Origin of the sequence: Pseudomonas sp. TWI628, assembly GCF_039673865.1 — a bacterium.
In the GTDB taxonomy this organism is placed as follows: Bacteria; Pseudomonadota; Gammaproteobacteria; order Pseudomonadales; family Pseudomonadaceae; genus Aquipseudomonas.
This window is the reverse complement of record NZ_JBDJMM010000001.1, coordinates 144,084-159,444: the sequence shown is the minus strand read 5'-3', so window position 1 is coordinate 159,444 and position 15,361 is coordinate 144,084. Positions and strand designations below refer to the sequence as shown.

General features: G+C 62.9%; 18 protein-coding genes and 1 tRNA gene. 3 read left to right on the top strand and 16 right to left on the bottom strand.

The genetic code is table 11. The features are described 5' to 3' along the window. Positions 1-26: 26 nt before the first annotated feature. The 9 genes from ABE528_RS00850 to thrS all read right to left on the bottom strand — a co-directional run bounded on the left by ABE528_RS00850 (position 27) and on the right by thrS (position 7,516). Positions 27-103: transfer RNA gene (locus tag ABE528_RS00850), tRNA-Pro, on the bottom strand. 115 nt (positions 104-218) lie between these two features. Next, a complete protein-coding gene (locus ABE528_RS00845; protein WP_008100384.1) occupies positions 219-575 on the bottom strand; it encodes a MerR family transcriptional regulator in 357 nt (118 codons plus the stop codon). Further along, the gene (gene ihfA, locus ABE528_RS00840) at positions 556-858 is read right to left on the bottom strand and encodes an integration host factor subunit alpha (protein ID WP_003250679.1); all 303 of its coding nucleotides are present in this window, start codon (positions 856-858) and stop codon (positions 556-558) included. The genes ABE528_RS00845 and ihfA overlap by 20 nt, the downstream gene beginning before the upstream one ends. A 4-nt stretch (positions 859-862) precedes the next feature. After that, positions 863-3,244 (bottom strand): phenylalanine--tRNA ligase subunit beta, encoded by a 2,382-nt coding sequence (gene pheT, locus ABE528_RS00835; protein ID WP_346651864.1) that lies wholly within the window; start codon positions 3,242-3,244, stop codon positions 863-865. Between the two features lie 32 nt (positions 3,245-3,276). Continuing rightward, the gene (gene pheS / locus ABE528_RS00830; protein ID WP_054887103.1) at positions 3,277-4,293 is read right to left on the bottom strand and encodes a phenylalanine--tRNA ligase subunit alpha; all 1,017 of its coding nucleotides are present in this window, start codon (positions 4,291-4,293) and stop codon (positions 3,277-3,279) included. Between the two features lie 109 nt (positions 4,294-4,402). Beyond that, positions 4,403-4,759 (bottom strand): 50S ribosomal protein L20, encoded by a 357-nt coding sequence (gene rplT / locus ABE528_RS00825; RefSeq protein WP_003250671.1) that lies wholly within the window; start codon positions 4,757-4,759, stop codon positions 4,403-4,405. 27 nt (positions 4,760-4,786) lie between these two features. Next, positions 4,787-4,981, bottom strand: coding sequence for a 50S ribosomal protein L35 (gene rpmI, locus ABE528_RS00820; RefSeq protein WP_003250667.1), 195 nt, complete (start codon positions 4,979-4,981; stop codon positions 4,787-4,789). A 61-nt stretch (positions 4,982-5,042) separates the two neighbouring features. Further along, positions 5,043-5,594, bottom strand: coding sequence for a translation initiation factor IF-3 (gene infC / locus ABE528_RS00815; RefSeq protein WP_012052879.1), 552 nt, complete (start codon positions 5,592-5,594; stop codon positions 5,043-5,045). Beyond that, positions 5,594-7,516: a threonine--tRNA ligase gene (thrS, locus tag ABE528_RS00810; RefSeq protein ID WP_079228837.1), complete on the bottom strand. Its 1,923-nt coding sequence runs from the start codon at positions 7,514-7,516 to the stop codon at positions 5,594-5,596. Before thrS ends, infC begins: the two co-directional genes overlap by 1 nt. A gap of 334 nt (positions 7,517-7,850) precedes the next feature. Here thrS and ABE528_RS00805 point away from each other — a divergent pair, with 334 nt between their 5' ends. Both ABE528_RS00805 and ABE528_RS00800 read left to right on the top strand, forming a co-directional pair. After that, a complete protein-coding gene (locus tag ABE528_RS00805; protein ID WP_152953859.1) occupies positions 7,851-8,156 on the top strand; it encodes a hypothetical protein in 306 nt (101 codons plus the stop codon). 161 nt (positions 8,157-8,317) lie between these two features. Next, positions 8,318-8,530 (top strand): cold-shock protein, encoded by a 213-nt coding sequence (locus ABE528_RS00800; RefSeq protein WP_011533204.1) that lies wholly within the window; start codon positions 8,318-8,320, stop codon positions 8,528-8,530. A 93-nt stretch (positions 8,531-8,623) separates the two neighbouring features. On the opposite strand, the gene ABE528_RS00795 is transcribed toward ABE528_RS00800, so the two are convergent. Then, on the bottom strand, positions 8,624-8,944 hold the full coding sequence (locus tag ABE528_RS00795) for an I78 family peptidase inhibitor (RefSeq protein WP_346651863.1): 321 nt from the start codon (positions 8,942-8,944) through the stop codon (positions 8,624-8,626). 259 nt (positions 8,945-9,203) lie between these two features. On the opposite strand from ABE528_RS00795, the gene ABE528_RS00790 reads away from it, so the two are divergent. Continuing rightward, positions 9,204-9,416, top strand: coding sequence for a hypothetical protein (locus tag ABE528_RS00790; RefSeq protein ID WP_103446789.1), 213 nt, complete (start codon positions 9,204-9,206; stop codon positions 9,414-9,416). Here ABE528_RS00790 and ABE528_RS00785 read toward each other — a convergent pair. From ABE528_RS00785 to ABE528_RS00760, 6 genes are all read right to left on the bottom strand, one after another. After that, on the bottom strand, positions 9,388-10,395 hold the full coding sequence (locus ABE528_RS00785) for a nucleoside hydrolase (protein WP_346651862.1): 1,008 nt from the start codon (positions 10,393-10,395) through the stop codon (positions 9,388-9,390). The two genes, ABE528_RS00790 and ABE528_RS00785, sit on opposite strands and share 29 nt — an antisense overlap. Positions 10,396-10,469: 74 nt before the next feature. Then, entirely contained in the window at positions 10,470-10,868 is a 399-nt protein-coding gene (gene rbsD / locus ABE528_RS00780) for a D-ribose pyranase (protein WP_152953855.1), read from the bottom strand. Further along, positions 10,865-11,773 (bottom strand): ribokinase, encoded by a 909-nt coding sequence (gene rbsK, locus ABE528_RS00775; RefSeq protein ID WP_346651861.1) that lies wholly within the window; start codon positions 11,771-11,773, stop codon positions 10,865-10,867. Before rbsK ends, rbsD begins: the two co-directional genes overlap by 4 nt. Positions 11,774-11,782: 9 nt before the next feature. After that, positions 11,783-12,805: a LacI family DNA-binding transcriptional regulator gene (locus ABE528_RS00770; protein WP_346651860.1), complete on the bottom strand. Its 1,023-nt coding sequence runs from the start codon at positions 12,803-12,805 to the stop codon at positions 11,783-11,785. 4 nt (positions 12,806-12,809) lie between these two features. Further along, positions 12,810-13,805, bottom strand: a complete 996-nt coding sequence (locus ABE528_RS00765; protein ID WP_152953852.1) for an ABC transporter permease — start codon at positions 13,803-13,805, stop codon at positions 12,810-12,812. Further along, positions 13,802-15,355 (bottom strand): sugar ABC transporter ATP-binding protein, encoded by a 1,554-nt coding sequence (locus ABE528_RS00760; protein ID WP_346651859.1) that lies wholly within the window; start codon positions 15,353-15,355, stop codon positions 13,802-13,804. Before ABE528_RS00760 ends, ABE528_RS00765 begins: the two co-directional genes overlap by 4 nt. Between the last annotated feature and the right edge of the window lie 6 nt (positions 15,356-15,361).

Sequence of the window (15,361 nt, the reverse complement as noted above, 5' to 3'; positions counted from 1 at the left end):
CGAAGGTGGCTTAGTTGTTTAAATAATGGTCGGGACGGAGTGATTCGAACACTCGACCCCTTGCACCCCATGCAAGTGCGCTACCGGGCTGCGCTACGCCCCGACTGGGCTTGAAGCATGTTCTCAATCTTGCCGAGAACGTTGAAGAATGTACCCTAACCTCCTGATAAATGAAACCTTTTTCTCAAAAAATTTCCACTCATCAGAAAAACCCCAGGTCACTTCTTCAACACCACCAACACATCCTCCAACTCGACAATCATCTGCCGAATCAACTGCTTGTACTGGCTCGATTCATCCTTCACCTCATCACTGGAGAGCCGCAACCGCGCCCCGCCAATGGTGAACCCCTGGTCATACAGCAGCGCGCGGATCTGGCGAATCATCAGCACATCCTGCCGCTGATAATACCGCCGGTTGCCCCGCCGCTTCACAGGGTTTAGCTGAGGAAACTCCTGCTCCCAATACCGCAGCACGTGTGGCTTTACGGCACACAACTCGCTCACTTCACCGATGGTGAAGTAGCGTTTGCCCGGTATGGGGGGCAGTTCGTCGTTATGGCTTGGTTCCAGCATAGGCCTCAACCCGGGCCTTCAACTTCTGCCCTGGACGAAAGGTGACGACGCGCCGTGCAGTGATCGGGATCTCTTCCCCAGTCTTGGGGTTGCGGCCCGGCCGCTGGCGTTTGTCGCGAAGGTCGAAGTTGCCGAAACCGGACAACTTGACCTGCTCGTTCTCTTCAAGTGCGTGCCGAATTTCTTCAAAAAACAGCTCGACCAGCTCCTTGGCCTCACGCTTGTTAAGCCCCAGCTCCTCGTACAGCCTTTCGGCCATCTCAGCTTTCGTCAGAGCACCCATGCCGTTATTTCCTTAACGTGGTGTTCAACCTTTGTTCGAGCGAGGTGAGGATGTTTTGCAGGGTAGTGTTCACCTCATCGTCGTTAAGAGTGCGCGATGGATGCTGCCAGGTCAAGCCAACGGCAAGGCTTTTTCTATCTGGATCAATGCCTTTACCTTGGTAGACATCAAACAGCCTGAGGTCTGTGAGCCATTCGCCTGCATTGTCACGAATTACTTCAAGCACGTCTTGAGACGCTACATCACGTCCTGCGATCAAGGCCAGGTCGCGACGGGTTTCCGGGAACTTGGAGAGTTCGCTGAATTTCGGCAGGCGGCCTTCGACCACATCACCCAACACCAGCTCGAAGACGAACACCGGGCGGTCCAGGTCCAGGGCTTTGGCAAGCTCTGGGTGGATGGCGCCGAGGTAGCCGACGTCCTTGCCGTCGCGCTGGATCACAGCGGTCTGGCCAGGATGCAGGGCTGGGTGCTTGCCGGCGGCGAAGGTGAAGTCGCTCAGGGCGCCGCTGTAGCCCAGCAGGGCTTCCACGTCGGCCTTGACGTCGAAGAAGTCGATGGTGTCGCGCCCGTTCGCCCAGCCTTCTGGCAGGCGGCTGCCGGTGACGACGCCGGCGATCATCGGCTGCTGCTGCAGGTTACCGAGCTGGCCGACGAAGCGCAGGCCGCTTTCGAACAGGCGCACGCGGTCTTGCTGGCGGTTGAGGTTGTGCTGCAGTGCCTTGACCAGGCCCGGCCACAACGAGGCGCGCATGGCGGCCATGTCGTTGGAGATCGGGTTGGCCAGCAGCAGCGGCTCGACGCCTGGGCTGAACAGCTCGAACAGCTTCGGGTCGATGAAGCTGTAGGTGATGGCTTCCTGGTAGCCGCGGGCGACCAGCAGGCGGCGCAGGTTTGGCAGCTCGCCGCGGGTTTCCGGGCGGGCTTGCGGCGCGAGGCGGGCTTGCGGGTAGCGCACGGGCAGGTTGTTGTAACCGTACAGGCGGGCCAGCTCTTCGATCAGGTCGACTTCCAGGCTGATATCGAAGCGGTGGCTTGGGACGTTTACCATCCACTGCCCTGCCCCATCTGGCTTGGTGGCCAGGCCGAGGTTGTTGAGCAACTGCTCGACCTGGGCCGGGTCCATCTCCATGCCGAGCATCTGGGTGATGCGGTCGGCGCGCAGGGTGACCGGGGCGACGTTTGGCAGGTGCTGCTCGCTGACGGCTTCGACGATCGGGCCGGCTTCGCCACCGACGATGTCGAGGATCAGCTGGGTGGCACGCTCCATGGCTTCGCGGGCCAGCTGCGAGTCGACGCCGCGCTCGTAGCGGTGCGAGGCATCGGTGTGCAGGCCGTAGGAACGGGCTTTACCGGCCACGGAGATCGGCTCGAAGAAGGCGCTTTCGAGGAACAGGTCGCGGGTTTTTTCGGTGTTCACACCGCTGTGCTCGCCACCCATGACGCCGGCGATGGCCAGGGCGCGGGTGTGGTCGGCGATCACCAGGGTGTCGCCACGCAGGGCCACTTCCTGGCCGTCGAGCAGGACCAGCTTCTCGCCCTCTTCGGCCATGCGCACGCGGATGCCGCCGTTGATTTCGGCGAGGTCGAAGGCGTGCATCGGCTGGCCGAGTTCGAGCATCACGTAGTTGGTGATGTCGACAGCGGCGTCGATGCTGCGCACGTCGCTGCGGCGCAGGCGCTCGACCATCCACAGCGGGGTCGGCTTGCTCAGGTCGACGTTGCGGATGACGCGGCCCAGGTAACGTGGGCAGGCAGCCGGGGCGCTGACTTCGACCGGGCGCACTTCGTCGTGGGCCGGGGCAACGGCGGGCACCACTGGGCGGGTGACCGGGGTGTCGTACAGGGCGCTGACGTCGCGGGCCAGGCCTGCGATGGACAGGCAGTCACCGCGGTTCGGGGTCAGGCCGATCTCGATGCTGGCGTCGTCCAGGCTCAGGTACTGGCGGATGTCGTCGCCCACCGGGGCGTCGGCAGCCAGTTCCAGCAGGCCGTCGTTTTCTTCGCTGATCTGCAGCTCGGCGGCCGAGCAGAGCATGCCGAACGATTCGACGCCGCGCAGCTTGGCCTTCTTGATCTTGAAGTCGCCTGGTAGCTCGGCGCCGATCATGGCGAACGGGATCTTGATGCCTGGGCGGGCGTTAGGCGCGCCGCACACGACCTGGAAGGTTTCCTGGCCGTTGCTCACCTGGCACACGCGCAGCTTGTCGGCGTCCGGGTGTTGTTCGGTGGCGAGGATCTCGCCCACGACGATGCCGCTGAACTGGCCGGCAGCGGGGGTCACGCTGTCGACTTCGAGGCCGGCCATGGACAGGCGGGCGACCAGTTCGTCACGGGAGACTTGCGGGTTTACCCAACCGCGCAGCCACTGTTCACTGAATTTCATGCTGTTCTCCTGGAAAAGTGCGTCGATTGGGCCTAGCGGAATTGCGCCAGGAACCGCAGGTCGTTATCGAAGAACAGACGCAAATCGTTGACGCCATAGCGCAGCATGGCCAGGCGCTCGGCGCCCATGCCGAAGGCGAAGCCCTGGAATTCTTCAGGGTCGATGCCAGACATGCGCAGCACGTTCGGGTGCACCATGCCGCAGCCCATGACTTCCAGCCAGCCGGTCTGCTTGCACACGCGGCAGCCCTTGCCGGAACACATCACGCACTGGATGTCGACTTCGGCGGACGGCTCGGTGAAGGGGAAGAACGACGGGCGGAAGCGCACGGCCAGTTCTTTTTCGAAGAACACGCGCAGGAATTCTTCGATGGTGCCCTTGAGGTCGGCGAAGTTGATGCCGCGGTCGATCAGCAGGCCTTCGACCTGGTGGAACATCGGCGAGTGGGTGATATCCGAGTCGCAGCGGTATACGCGGCCCGGGCAGACAATGCGGATTGGCGGCTGGGTGGACTCCATGGTCCGCACCTGCACCGGCGAGGTGTGGGTGCGCAGCAGCATGTTGGCATTGAAGTAGAAAGTGTCGTGCATCGCCCGGGCCGGGTGGTGGCCGGGGATGTTGAGCGCTTCGAAGTTGTGGTAGTCGTCTTCGACCTCAGGGCCTTCGGCGATGCCGTAGCCGATGTGGGTGAAGAACTGCTCGATGCGCTCGAGGGTACGGGTGATCGGGTGCAGCCCGCCGGTGGTCTGGCCACGGCCTGGCAGGGTCACGTCGATGCATTCGGCGGCCAGGCGAGCACTGAGCTCGGCCTCTTCAAAGGCTGCCTTGCGTGCGTTGAGCACGACGGTGACGCGCTCTTTGGCGTCGTTGATCAGCGCGCCGACTTTCGGGCGCTCATCGGCTGGCAGGTTGCCCAGGGTCTTCATCACCTGGGTCAGTTCGCCCTTCTTGCCGAGGTACTGAACCCGGATCTGTTCCAGGGTATTGATGTCTTCAGCGCGCTCGACGGCCTCTAGGGCTTGGGAGACCAGCGCATCCAGGTTTTCCATGTACAGACTCCAGATACGAAAATAGGGGAAGAGCTTTGAAGGCTCTTCCCCTATCGATGACGTTCAATGCCCGGCGCCGCAAGCGCCGCCGGGTGATTGTCGCGGGTACTTAAGCCAGAACGGCTTTAGCTTTCTCGACAATCGCAGCAAACGCCGCTTTTTCGTTCACTGCCAGATCGGCCAGAACCTTACGGTCGATTTCGATCGAAGCCTTTTTCAGGCCAGCAATCAGACGGCTGTAGGACAGACCGTTGGTGCGGGCACCGGCGTTGATACGAGCGATCCACAGTGCGCGGAACTGACGCTTCTTCTGGCGACGGTCGCGGTAGGCGTATTGGCCTGCCTTGATGACCGCTTGCTTGGCTACGCGGAATACGCGCGAGCGTGCACCGTAGTAACCTTTAGCCAGTTTCAGAATTTTCTTGTGACGCTTACGAGCGATGACGCCACGCTTAACACGAGCCATGAGTAACTTCCTCTATCTAAACCAGAATTAACGTACGCGCAGCATGCGCTCGACTTTTGCCACGTCAGACGGGTGCAGCAAGCTGGCACCGCGCAGTTGACGCTTACGCTTGGTCGACATTTTGGTCAGGATGTGGCTCTTGAAAGCGTGCTTGTGCTTGAAGCCCGAAGCTGTCTTCAGGAAGCGCTTCGCAGCACCGCTCTTGGTTTTCATTTTTGGCATGTTGAACTCCGCATTCGAAAAAAATTACACAATAATCATCAGGCCTGCCGTGCCCGGGAGATTACTTCTTCTTTTTGGGGGCGATGACCATCATAAGCTGGCGTCCTTCCATCTTCGGATGCTGCTCAACGGTGCCGTATTCGGCGAGGTCAGCTTCAACCCGCTTCAACAGCTCCATGCCCAGCTCCTGGTGGGCCATCTCACGGCCACGGAATCTCAGAGAGATCTTGGCCTTGTCCCCATCGGTAAGGAAACGTACCAGGTTGCGTAGTTTTACCTGGTAATCCCCATCCTCCGTCCCTGGACGAAACTTGATTTCTTTAATCTGAATCTGCTTCTGGTTTTTCTTGGCTTCGTTAGCCTGCTTCTTCTTCTCGAAGAGGTGCTTGCCGTAGTCCATGACCTTGCAGACAGGCGGTACCGCGTCTGCAGAAATTTCTACCAGATCCAGCTTCGCTTCATCAGCGATACGAAGCGCTTCATCAATCGAGACGATGCCAACCTGCTCGCCATCAGCGCCAATTAACCGAACCTCGCGGGCCGAGATATTCTCGTTGATCGGGGCCTTCGGTACAGCACGCTTATCGTTTCTCATTTCACGCTTAATAGTCATTACTCCGATTCTTGGCGACCACGCCGGGAAACCGCTTGTGTCAGGAGCTCAGCGAACTGGGCGACGGGCATGGAGCCCAGGTCTGCGCCTTCGCGAGTACGCACTGCAACGGTTCGTGTTTCGACTTCGCGATCCCCTATAACCAAAAGGTACGGGACCTTGAGCAAAGTATGCTCGCGGATTTTAAAGCCGATCTTCTCATTTCTCAAGTCCGACTTGGCACGGAAACCGCTACCGTTCAGAGCATTTTCCACCTCGAGGGCGAAATCGGCCTGTTTGTCGGTGATGTTCATGATCACCGCCTGGGTCGGTGCCAGCCACGCCGGGAACACGCCAGCGTAGTGTTCGATCAGCATGCCGATGAAGCGCTCGAACGAACCGAGGATCGCACGGTGCAGCATGACAGGGCGAACCCGGCTGTTATCTTCGGCGATATAGCTGGCATCCAGGCGCTCTGGCAGGTTCGGGTCGTACTGCAGGGTACCACACTGCCAGTTACGGCCGAGGCAGTCGCGCAGGGTGAACTCGATCTTCGGGCCGTAGAACGCGCCCTCGCCCGGCTGGTATTCCCACTCCAGGCCCGACTCGTTCAGGGCGTCGGCCAGTGCGCCTTCGGCGCGGTCCCACAGCTCTTCAGAGCCCACACGCTTGGCCGGACGGGTGGACAGCTTCATGGCGATGTCGGTGAAGCCGAAGTCCTTGTACACGTCCAGGGTCAGCTTGATGAAGTCGGCGGCTTCTTTCTTCACCTGTTCTTCGGTGCAGAAGATGTGCGCGTCGTCCTGCACGAAGCCACGCACGCGCATGATGCCGTGCAGGGCGCCGGATGGCTCGTTACGGTGGCAGGCACCGAACTCGGCCAGGCGCAGCGGCAGGTCGCGGTAGCTCTTAAGGCCCTGGTTGAACACCTGCACGTGGCACGGGCAGTTCATCGGCTTGACCGCGTAGTCACGGCTTTCCGACGAGGTGGTGAACATGTTTTCGGCGTAGTTCGACCAGTGGCCGGAACGCTCCCAGAGGATGCGGTCGACAACCTGCGGGGTCTTGATTTCCAGGTAGCCGTTGACGCGCTGAACCTGGCGCATGTACTGCTCGAGCACCTGGTACACGGTCCAGCCGTTGGCGTGCCAGAACACCATGCCCGGGGCTTCTTCCTGCAGGTGGAAGAGGTCGAGCTGCTTGCCGATCTTGCGGTGGTCGCGTTTTTCGGCTTCTTCGATGCGCTGGATGTAGGCGGCCAGCTGCTTCTTGTCAGCCCAGGCGGTGCCGTACACGCGTTGCAGCTGCTCGTTCTTGGCATCGCCGCGCCAGTAGGCGCCGGACAGCTTGGTCAGCTTGAATGCCTTGAGGAAGCGCGTGTTCGGCACGTGCGGGCCACGGCACATGTCGACGTATTCTTCGTGGTAGTACAGGCCCATGGCCTGCTCGTCCGGCATGTCTTCGACCAGGCGCAGCTTGTAGTCTTCGCCACGGGCCTTGAACACGTCGATGACTTCGGCGCGCGGGGTGACCTTCTTGACCACGTCGTAGTCTTTTTCGATCAGCTCCATCATGCGCTTTTCGATGGCGGCCATGTCTTCAGGGGTGAAGGGGCGCTCGTAGGCGATGTCGTAATAGAAGCCTTCGTCGATCACCGGGCCGATCACCATCTTGGCGGTCGGGTACAGCTGCTTCACTGCGTGGCCGACCAGGTGGGCACACGAGTGGCGGATGATCTCCAGTCCCTCTGCATCTTTAGGGGTGATGATCTGCAGGGTGGCGTCGTTGTGGATCAGGTCGCATGCATCGACCAGCTTGCCGTCGACCTTGCCGGCCACGGTGGCCTTGGCCAGGCCTGCGCCGATGGAAGCGGCGACGTCGGCGACGGATACGGCGTGATCAAACGAACGTTGACTGCCATCGGGAAGAGTAATAACGGGCATGGCGCCTCCTCTCCTAGTGGTGACCCCTACCAAAGGTCACGTGGGTTGGGATGAGCCAGTACAAGATCCGACCTGCCTTCCCATAAGGGAAGCCTGCCTCACAGTGGCAGAAGCCTTTCGGCTTGCCAGGGACGAACCAGAGTGACTGGAAAGAAAAAAGCTGCAAGCTGCAAGTGGCTAGCTGCAAGCCGAGCATGCTAGCACGCGGGTTGCGTGGCCCGTAGAAATATTTGGAAATTACGCCGCTTCGGTGAACTATCGCGGAAAAATCCCTATCAGACCTTGGGAAGCAACCTACTCTTTATTGAGACCTTAACCCAAGGAGTAACTGGTTATGCGAGTACCGTCTCTTCTGGCCCTGGCGGCCGCTGGCGCCCTGCTGCTGCCGATGGCTGCCAACGCTGGCAACTTCCCTGCCGGGAAGGAGGCCCACTACATGACCCAGTGCCAACAGGTGGCCAGCGGCCAGGGCGTTGACGCTGCGACCGCGAAAAAGCACTGCGACTGCGGTGCCCAGGCCATCAAAAAGAATTTCACCGACGCGGAGATTGCCGACCTGGACAGCACTGACGGCGTAGACGCCAAGCTGATGCAGAAGGCGCAAACCGTGGTGAAACAGACCTGCGCGCCGAAGAGCTGAAACCTTAAAGCCTGAGCAGGCCAGCCATTATTTGCCCTGGATCAATATCCTGCGAAGGTAAAAGGCGCTAGATGCGCAGAATTAGACTATGATGTCCCCCGTGCTCGTAGCCTCGGCCACATTGCACTACTGAAAAATTAAAATGTCTGGAGATTCACCCCATGTCCAATCGCCAAAACGGCACCGTCAAATGGTTCAATGATGAGAAAGGCTACGGCTTCATCACCCCAGCAGGCGGCGGCGACGACCTGTTCGTACACTTCAAAGCCATCGAATCCGACGGCTTCAAGAGCCTGAAAGAAGGCCAGGCTGTTACCTTCGTTGCCGAAAAAGGCCAGAAGGGTATGCAGGCTGCGCAGGTTCGTCCGGAGTAATTCGGGCAGCTGTAAAAAAACCCGCCACTTGTGGCGGGTTTTTTTATGGGCCTTTGCCGCGCCCCCCGCAGGAGCGCAGGCTTCAGGCGCTGGTCAACCGCAGTTGACGCGGGTCACCACACCCTGCTCGTCCACATTCAGGTTGAGGCGTTCGGAGCGGTATTCCAGAGTCACCACGTCGTGCGGCTTGAGAATGCGCGCCATCTGTGAACCACTGGCCTTGCGCGCCTGCTCCAGCAGGTCGGCACTGCCCGGCTTGCCGATGGCGAAGTCGGCACCGCTGGCTTCGCAGCGGCCGTCATTGCCGGCCGACGCCTCAGGCGCCTTGCTACCCCCTGAGTTACCGCCAGTGCTGCAACCAGCCAGGACAGCAGCCACCGCCAGGGTCGCCAGGAAAGCACGGGTACGGAACATGAATCCTCCTAAATCGATCTGGGAACTGCCTGATCCGACAGCTCCGCCAAGAGTTTGTTGCAAAACCGGGAAAGTCTGCCTGATCTGGCCTGCATGGGCCAAAGGCAATCGTGACCGAATTTTACCGCCCAACCGACGAGCCGCTTGGTTTGCGCCGCAAAGTCATGATTTACTTTAGGAAGTGAAGGCACAGTGCCTTCTTCGAACGCCAGGGTCCGGTGTTCGCCCCTTCGCCCCAGGCCCCCAGCGAGAGCCTCTCATGAGCAGCCACAGCATCGACGCCGATATCAAGGTCAAATGGGCCGAAGGCCAGAGTGCCTATAGCCCCAGCACGCCCGAAGAGTTGCTGTTGATCGCCATCGACCTGCTGGTGCGCGACCGCGGCGGCGAGGCGGCGCGCAGCTTCATCGACCAGGTGTTCGAGCGCTACGCGCCGCACACGGCTATTGCAATCGAGCCAGGCGCGCGCTGAGCAGGTCGAAAAAGCCCTGGGCGTCACCCTCGTTGACCCACAGCACATTGGCCGGCTGCTTGAGCACGCCGTACCAGTCGGCGAGGGTCTGGCCGAAGCTCGGGCCTTCGCGGCTGTCGACGCTCATGTGGATGCGCCGGCTGCTGAACAGTTCGGGCTTGAGCAGGTAGGCGATGACACTGGCGTCATGCACCGGGCCACCGGGCATGCCGTACAGGTCCATGTCGTGCTTGATGTACGCCTCGAGGATGTCGACCACCTTGTTGCTGGCCTGGTTGTTCAATGCGGCCAACTGCTTCAGGCGGGCGTCGCTGGTGAGCAGCTTGTGGGTGACGTCCAGCGGCAGGTAGGTCAGTTGCACACCGCTGGCCAGCACCACCTCGGCGGCATGGGGGTCGGCGTAAAGGTTGAATTCCGCCGCCGGGGTGATGTTGCCGCCATTGAAATGGGCGCCGCCCATGACCACCACTTCCTTGATGCCTTTGGCGATCTCTGGGCGCTGGATCAGCGCCAGGGCCAGGTTGGTCTGCGGGCCGAGCATGGCGATGGTGATGCTGTGGGGTTTGGCGTGGCTCAAGGTGTCGACCAGGTACTGCACGGCATTGCCTTCGGCCAAGGGCTTTTTCGGCTCGTGCACGGGCACGCCGGTGAGGCCTTCTTCGCCGTGGACGTCGGCGGCGTAGATGGGCGGGCGCACCAGGGGCCGCCCTGCCCCGGCGTACACCGGGATGTCTTCGCGCTTGGCCCACTCACAGGCCAGGCGGGCGTTGCGCGAGGTTTTTTCCAGGCGCACGTTGCCGGCCACGGTGGTGATGGCACGGATGTTGAGTTCTTCGGGGGAGGCCATGGCCAGGAACAGCGCGACCACGTCGTCGGCGCCGGGGTCGGTGTCGATGATCAGCTCACGCGGGGCGGCCTGGAGGGTGGTGGTGGTGGCTGCGGCCATGAGGGTCAGTCCTTGTAGCAGGGGCTTGAGCATGGGGGCACTCCTGTTGCCTCAGTGGTGTTTTCTGGGGCCGCTTTGCGGCCCAATCGCAGGCGCAGCCCTTGCCTTCAAAAGGTGACGCCGGATATCAGGGCAATGTTGCTGTACGGCTGGCACTCACCGGTGCGCACGATTGCCCGGGCGCTGCGCGACAGCACCTTGAAGTCCTCATGGCTCTGCCACTCGCGCTTGCCCAGCTTGCCTTTCAAGCGCTCGATCTCGACCAGCGCCGGCGGCACTACCTTCTGCATCTCTTCGGCCAGCACATGCCGCTCCACCTGCAGCTCGCTCAACACCGCGCGCAGCACGCTGGCAAAATCCGGTATCCCCGCCGTCAACGCCAGGTCGATCAGCTCGACACCGGGCGGCACCGGCAAGCCGGCATCGCCGATCACCAGGATGTCGCCATGCCCCATCCCGGCGATGGTCCGCGACAGGGCGACGTTGAGCAGCGTGGTCTTTTTCATGGGGTCAGCTCCGCCAGGTAAGGAATCGACGGCTGGGCTCCAGCACGGGTGACCGACAAGGCTGCGGCACGCTGGCCGAACGCGATGGCCTCGCCCTCCCCCTTGCCCTGCACCAGCGCAGCGGCAAAGCCGCCGATGAAGGTGTCGCCCGCCGCCGTGGTATCCAGCGGCTGCACCTGGGGCGCCGGGAAATGCTGGCTGCCGTCACGGCTGACGAACAGCGACCCTTGCGCGCCCAAGGTGATGATCACCTTGCCAGCGCCCAGCTGCAGCAGGCGCTCGCCTGCGCGGCGGGCACTGTCCAGATCATTGACCGGCTCGCCGGTCAACGCTTCGGCCTCGCTTTCATTGGGGGTGAGGTAGTCGATATGGGCGAACCAGTCCGCCGGCAACGGGCCGGTGGCCGGCGCCGGGTTGAGGATCACTTGCTTGCCCAGCTCGCGCCCTCTGGCCAGGGTCCAGGCCACGGTCTCGGCGGGCACCTCGAGCTGGCAGATGATCACTTCGGCTGCCTGCAGCAAGGCATCGAAACGCTGCACCGACGCGGGCGTGAGCAGCCCGTTGCCGCCCGGGATGATGACGATGCAGTTCTGGCTGGCAGCGTCCACGGTAATCAGCGCCACACCACTGGACACGCCCGGGCACACGCTGACCGCCTGGCAATCGATGCCTTCCACTTCCAGCGCCTGGCGCAACTGCTGCCCATAGGCATCATCGCCGACATTGCCCACCATCGCCACACTGCCCCCCAGGCGCGCCACCGCCACTGCCTGGTTGGCGCCTTTGCCGCCGGGCACGGTGAAAAAGCTCTCCCCGGCCAGTGTTTCGCCGGCCCGCGGTAGCCGCTGGGCGCGGGCCACCAGGTCCATATTGAGGCTGCCGACCACCACTACCTTGGCATGCATGGCTATTCCTTAGCGGTAATCATTGAACAGGTCCGGGCGCGGCCCGGTGGATTCGCGCAGCACGATGCGCGGGGCCACGATGCGCTGCTCAGCTGCATCGCCACGCGGCGTGGCGATGCGCGACAGCAGCAAGGCGGCAGCATTCTCGCCCAGCTCGCGAATCGACTGGCCGACCGTGGTCAGCGGCGGGTACACATAGCGGCTCAGTTCGATATCGTCGAAACCGATCACCGACAGCTCGCCCGGCACGTTGATGTTGCGCTCGGCAGCGGCGCGCAATACGCCGAAACCGATCATGTCGTTGCCGGCGAAGATCGCCGTCGGCCGCTCGCCATCAAGCAGCTGCGCGGCGGCAACATGGCCACCGGGGCTGGTGAAGTCGCAATGCAGCACACGGCCCGCCAGCACCTCGGCCTCGGCTTCAGCCATCGCCCGGCGGAAGCCGCTCAGGCGCAGCTGGGTAACGCCGGTTTCGGCCGGGCCGCCGATGTAGGCGATGTCGCGATGGCCCAGCTCCAGCAGATGGCGGGTCGCCAGGTAGGCACCCTGCTCGTGGTCGATACGCACCAGGTCGGCATCGACGCCTTCCAGTTCACGGTCGACGATGACCATCGGCGTGCGCACACAGGCCAGGCTCTGCAACAGGTCGGCATCCTCGCCCACCGACGCCACCACCAGGCCGTCGATGCGCTTTTCCAGCAGCACGCGCAGGTAGCTGCGCTGCTTCTTTGGGTTGTCGTCGGAGTTGCACAGGATCACGCAATAACCATTGCGCTCGCAGGCGTCCTCGATGCCGCGGGCCAGCTCGGCGAAGTACGGGTTGACGCTGTTGGGCACCAGCAGGCCGATGGTGGCCGTGCTGCGTGCCTTGAGCGAGCGCGCCACGGCGCTGGGCACGTAGTCGAGCTCCACGATGGCCGCTTCGACCTTGAGCCGTACCTGCTCGCTGACCGGGCGGGTCTTGTTCAAGACATGGGACACCGTGGTGTAGGAAATGCCCGCAAGGGCAGCGACGTCTTTGATGGTTGCCATGTTTTCAGTTCCGCCGGCCTGCACGCCGGCTGCGATAAGTGTCGAGCACCACAGCGATGACAATCACCGCCCCGGTGATGATGCGTTTGGTGGGTTCCGACGCGCCGATCTGCGCAAGGCCGGCAGCCAGTACGGAAATGATCAGCACGCCGAAGAAGGTACTGATGACCGAGCCGCGCCCGCCCATCAGGCTGGTACCGCCGATCACCACAGCGGCAATCACCTGCAGCTCCAGGCCGGACCCGGCATTGGGGTCGGCGGCTTCCAGGCGCGAGATCTGGAACAAGGCGGCCAGGCCGGCGAGCAGCCCCATCAGGGCGAACACCAGCACCTTGTACGGGCGCGGGTCGATACCGGCCAGGCGCACGGCCTCTTCGTTGGTGCCGATGCCGATCAGGTAACGGCCGAACACCGTGCGGGTCAGCACCAGCTGGGCCAGCACGATCACCAGCAAGGCAATGATGAAGGCCGGCGAGATGCCGAAGGCGAGCGGATTGGAGAACCAGGCGTAGGCATCGCCGATATAGGCGGTGCGCGAGTCGGTGAACTGGTAGGCCAGGCCGCGGGCCATCTCCAGCACGCCGAGCGAGACGATGAACGACGGGATGCGCCAGGCCACGGTGACGCCACCGGTAATGCTGCCGGCCAGGGCAGCGACCGCCATGCCAAGCAAGGCCGCGGGCAGCACGCCCCAGCCCCAGCCGAGGATCGCCACGCTGACCGTTGAGGCCGCCAGGGCCAGTACCGAGCCAACCGACAGGTCGATGCCGCCGATGATCAGCACGAAGGTCATGCCCACGGCCAGCACCATCAGGTCGGGGATCTGGTTGGCCAGGGTGCTGAAGGTGGCGTACGACCAGAAGTGGCTGCTCAGGAACGAGAACAGCACGATCATCGCCAGCAAGGCGCCAGCCAGGCCCAGGTAGGTGCCCAGGCCTAAGTAGGTACCGCTGCGGCGCACGGGGGCGCTGCTCGGGGTGTCGAGGGGTGTGGTCTTCATGCATCCATCCTGGGCGCTGCGTCATGCAGCAGGGCATCACGTTTCTGGTAGCCAGCGAAGGCAGCGGCCAGGAGCTGGTCCTGGCTCCAGTGCTCGCGGTCGAAGGTATCGATCAGGCGGCCGGCGGAGAGCACGGCGATGCGGTCGCAGATCAGCATCAGTTCACGCAGGTCGCTGGACACCACCACCAGGGCCTTGCCCTGGCGCGCCAGCTCGGCCAGCAGGCCATAGATGTCGAACTTGGCGCCAACGTCGATGCCGCGGGTGGGCTCGTCGAACAGCAGCACCTGGCAGTCGCGCTCCAGCCAGCGGCCGATCACCACTTTCTGCTGGTTGCCGCCAGACAGCTCGCCGACTGCCTGCGCCGGGCCGGCACTGCGGATGCGCATGGCGCTGATCTGGCGCTCGGCCAGGGCCTGTTCCGCCTCGCGGTCGAGCACCCCGGCGCGGGACACGGCGGGCAGGTTGCCCAGGGCGATGTTGGCGCTGATCGATTGGCTCAGCAGCAGGCCCTCGCCTTTGCGGTCCTCGGTAATCAGGGCAATACCGGCCTTTACCGCAGCCTTGGGCGAGTCGATGGTAACCGCCTTGAGCGGCTGGCCGATCTCGATGCTGCCGCTGTCGGCGCGGTCGGCGCCGTAGATCAGCCGCAGCAGCTCGGTGCGCCCGGCACCGATCAACCCGGAAATACCAAAGATCTCCCCTGCCCTGACCTGCAATGACACTTCGCGCACCTTGTCGCCGCGGCACAGCTTGTCGACCTTGAGCAACGGCGCGCCGATCGTGCGGCGGCCCAGGTCGATATGCTCGCCCAGTTCGCGGCCGACCATCAGGCTGACCAGCTCAGCACTGCTGTAGCGCTGGATCGGCTCGTCGCACACCAACTGGCCGTCGCGCAGCACAACGATGCGCTGGGCCACGCGCTGCAACTCTTCAAGGCGGTGGGAGATGTAGACGATGGTCACGCCGCGCTTGCGCAGGCGCTCGATCTGGGTGAACAGCAGCTCCACTTCGCGGGCGGTGAGCATTGCCGTGGGTTCGTCGAAGATCAGCACATGGCAGTCGCCGATCAGGTTGCGGGCGATCTCGACCATCTGCTGATGGCCGATGCCCAGCTCGCCGACCGGGGTGTCCGGGTCGATGGCGTCCAGGCCGACCTGGGCCATGGCCGCCGTGGCCAGCTGGCGCAGGCGCTTGTGGCTGATCCAGCCGAAGCGGCTGGGCAGGTTGTCGAGGAACAGGTTTTCCGCCACGGTCAGGGTCGGCAGCAGGTTGAGCTCCTGCATGACCATGCGCACACCGAGGCGTTCGGCCTCGCTGCGGCTGGCCGGCGCGTAGGCCTGGCCGCGGTAGGTCATGTGCCCGGTGGTGGGGGTTTCCAGGCCGCAAATGAGCTTGGACAGTGTGCTCTTGCCCGCCCCGTTCTCGCCGGTCAGCGCCAGCACTTCGCCGGCGCGCAGGGCCAGGTTGACCTCGGCCAGCACCGGCTGGGCGTAGCTCTTGCCCAGGCCGCTGGCGGCAAGCACCACTTCATTGGCCGATGCTGGCATGGCCAT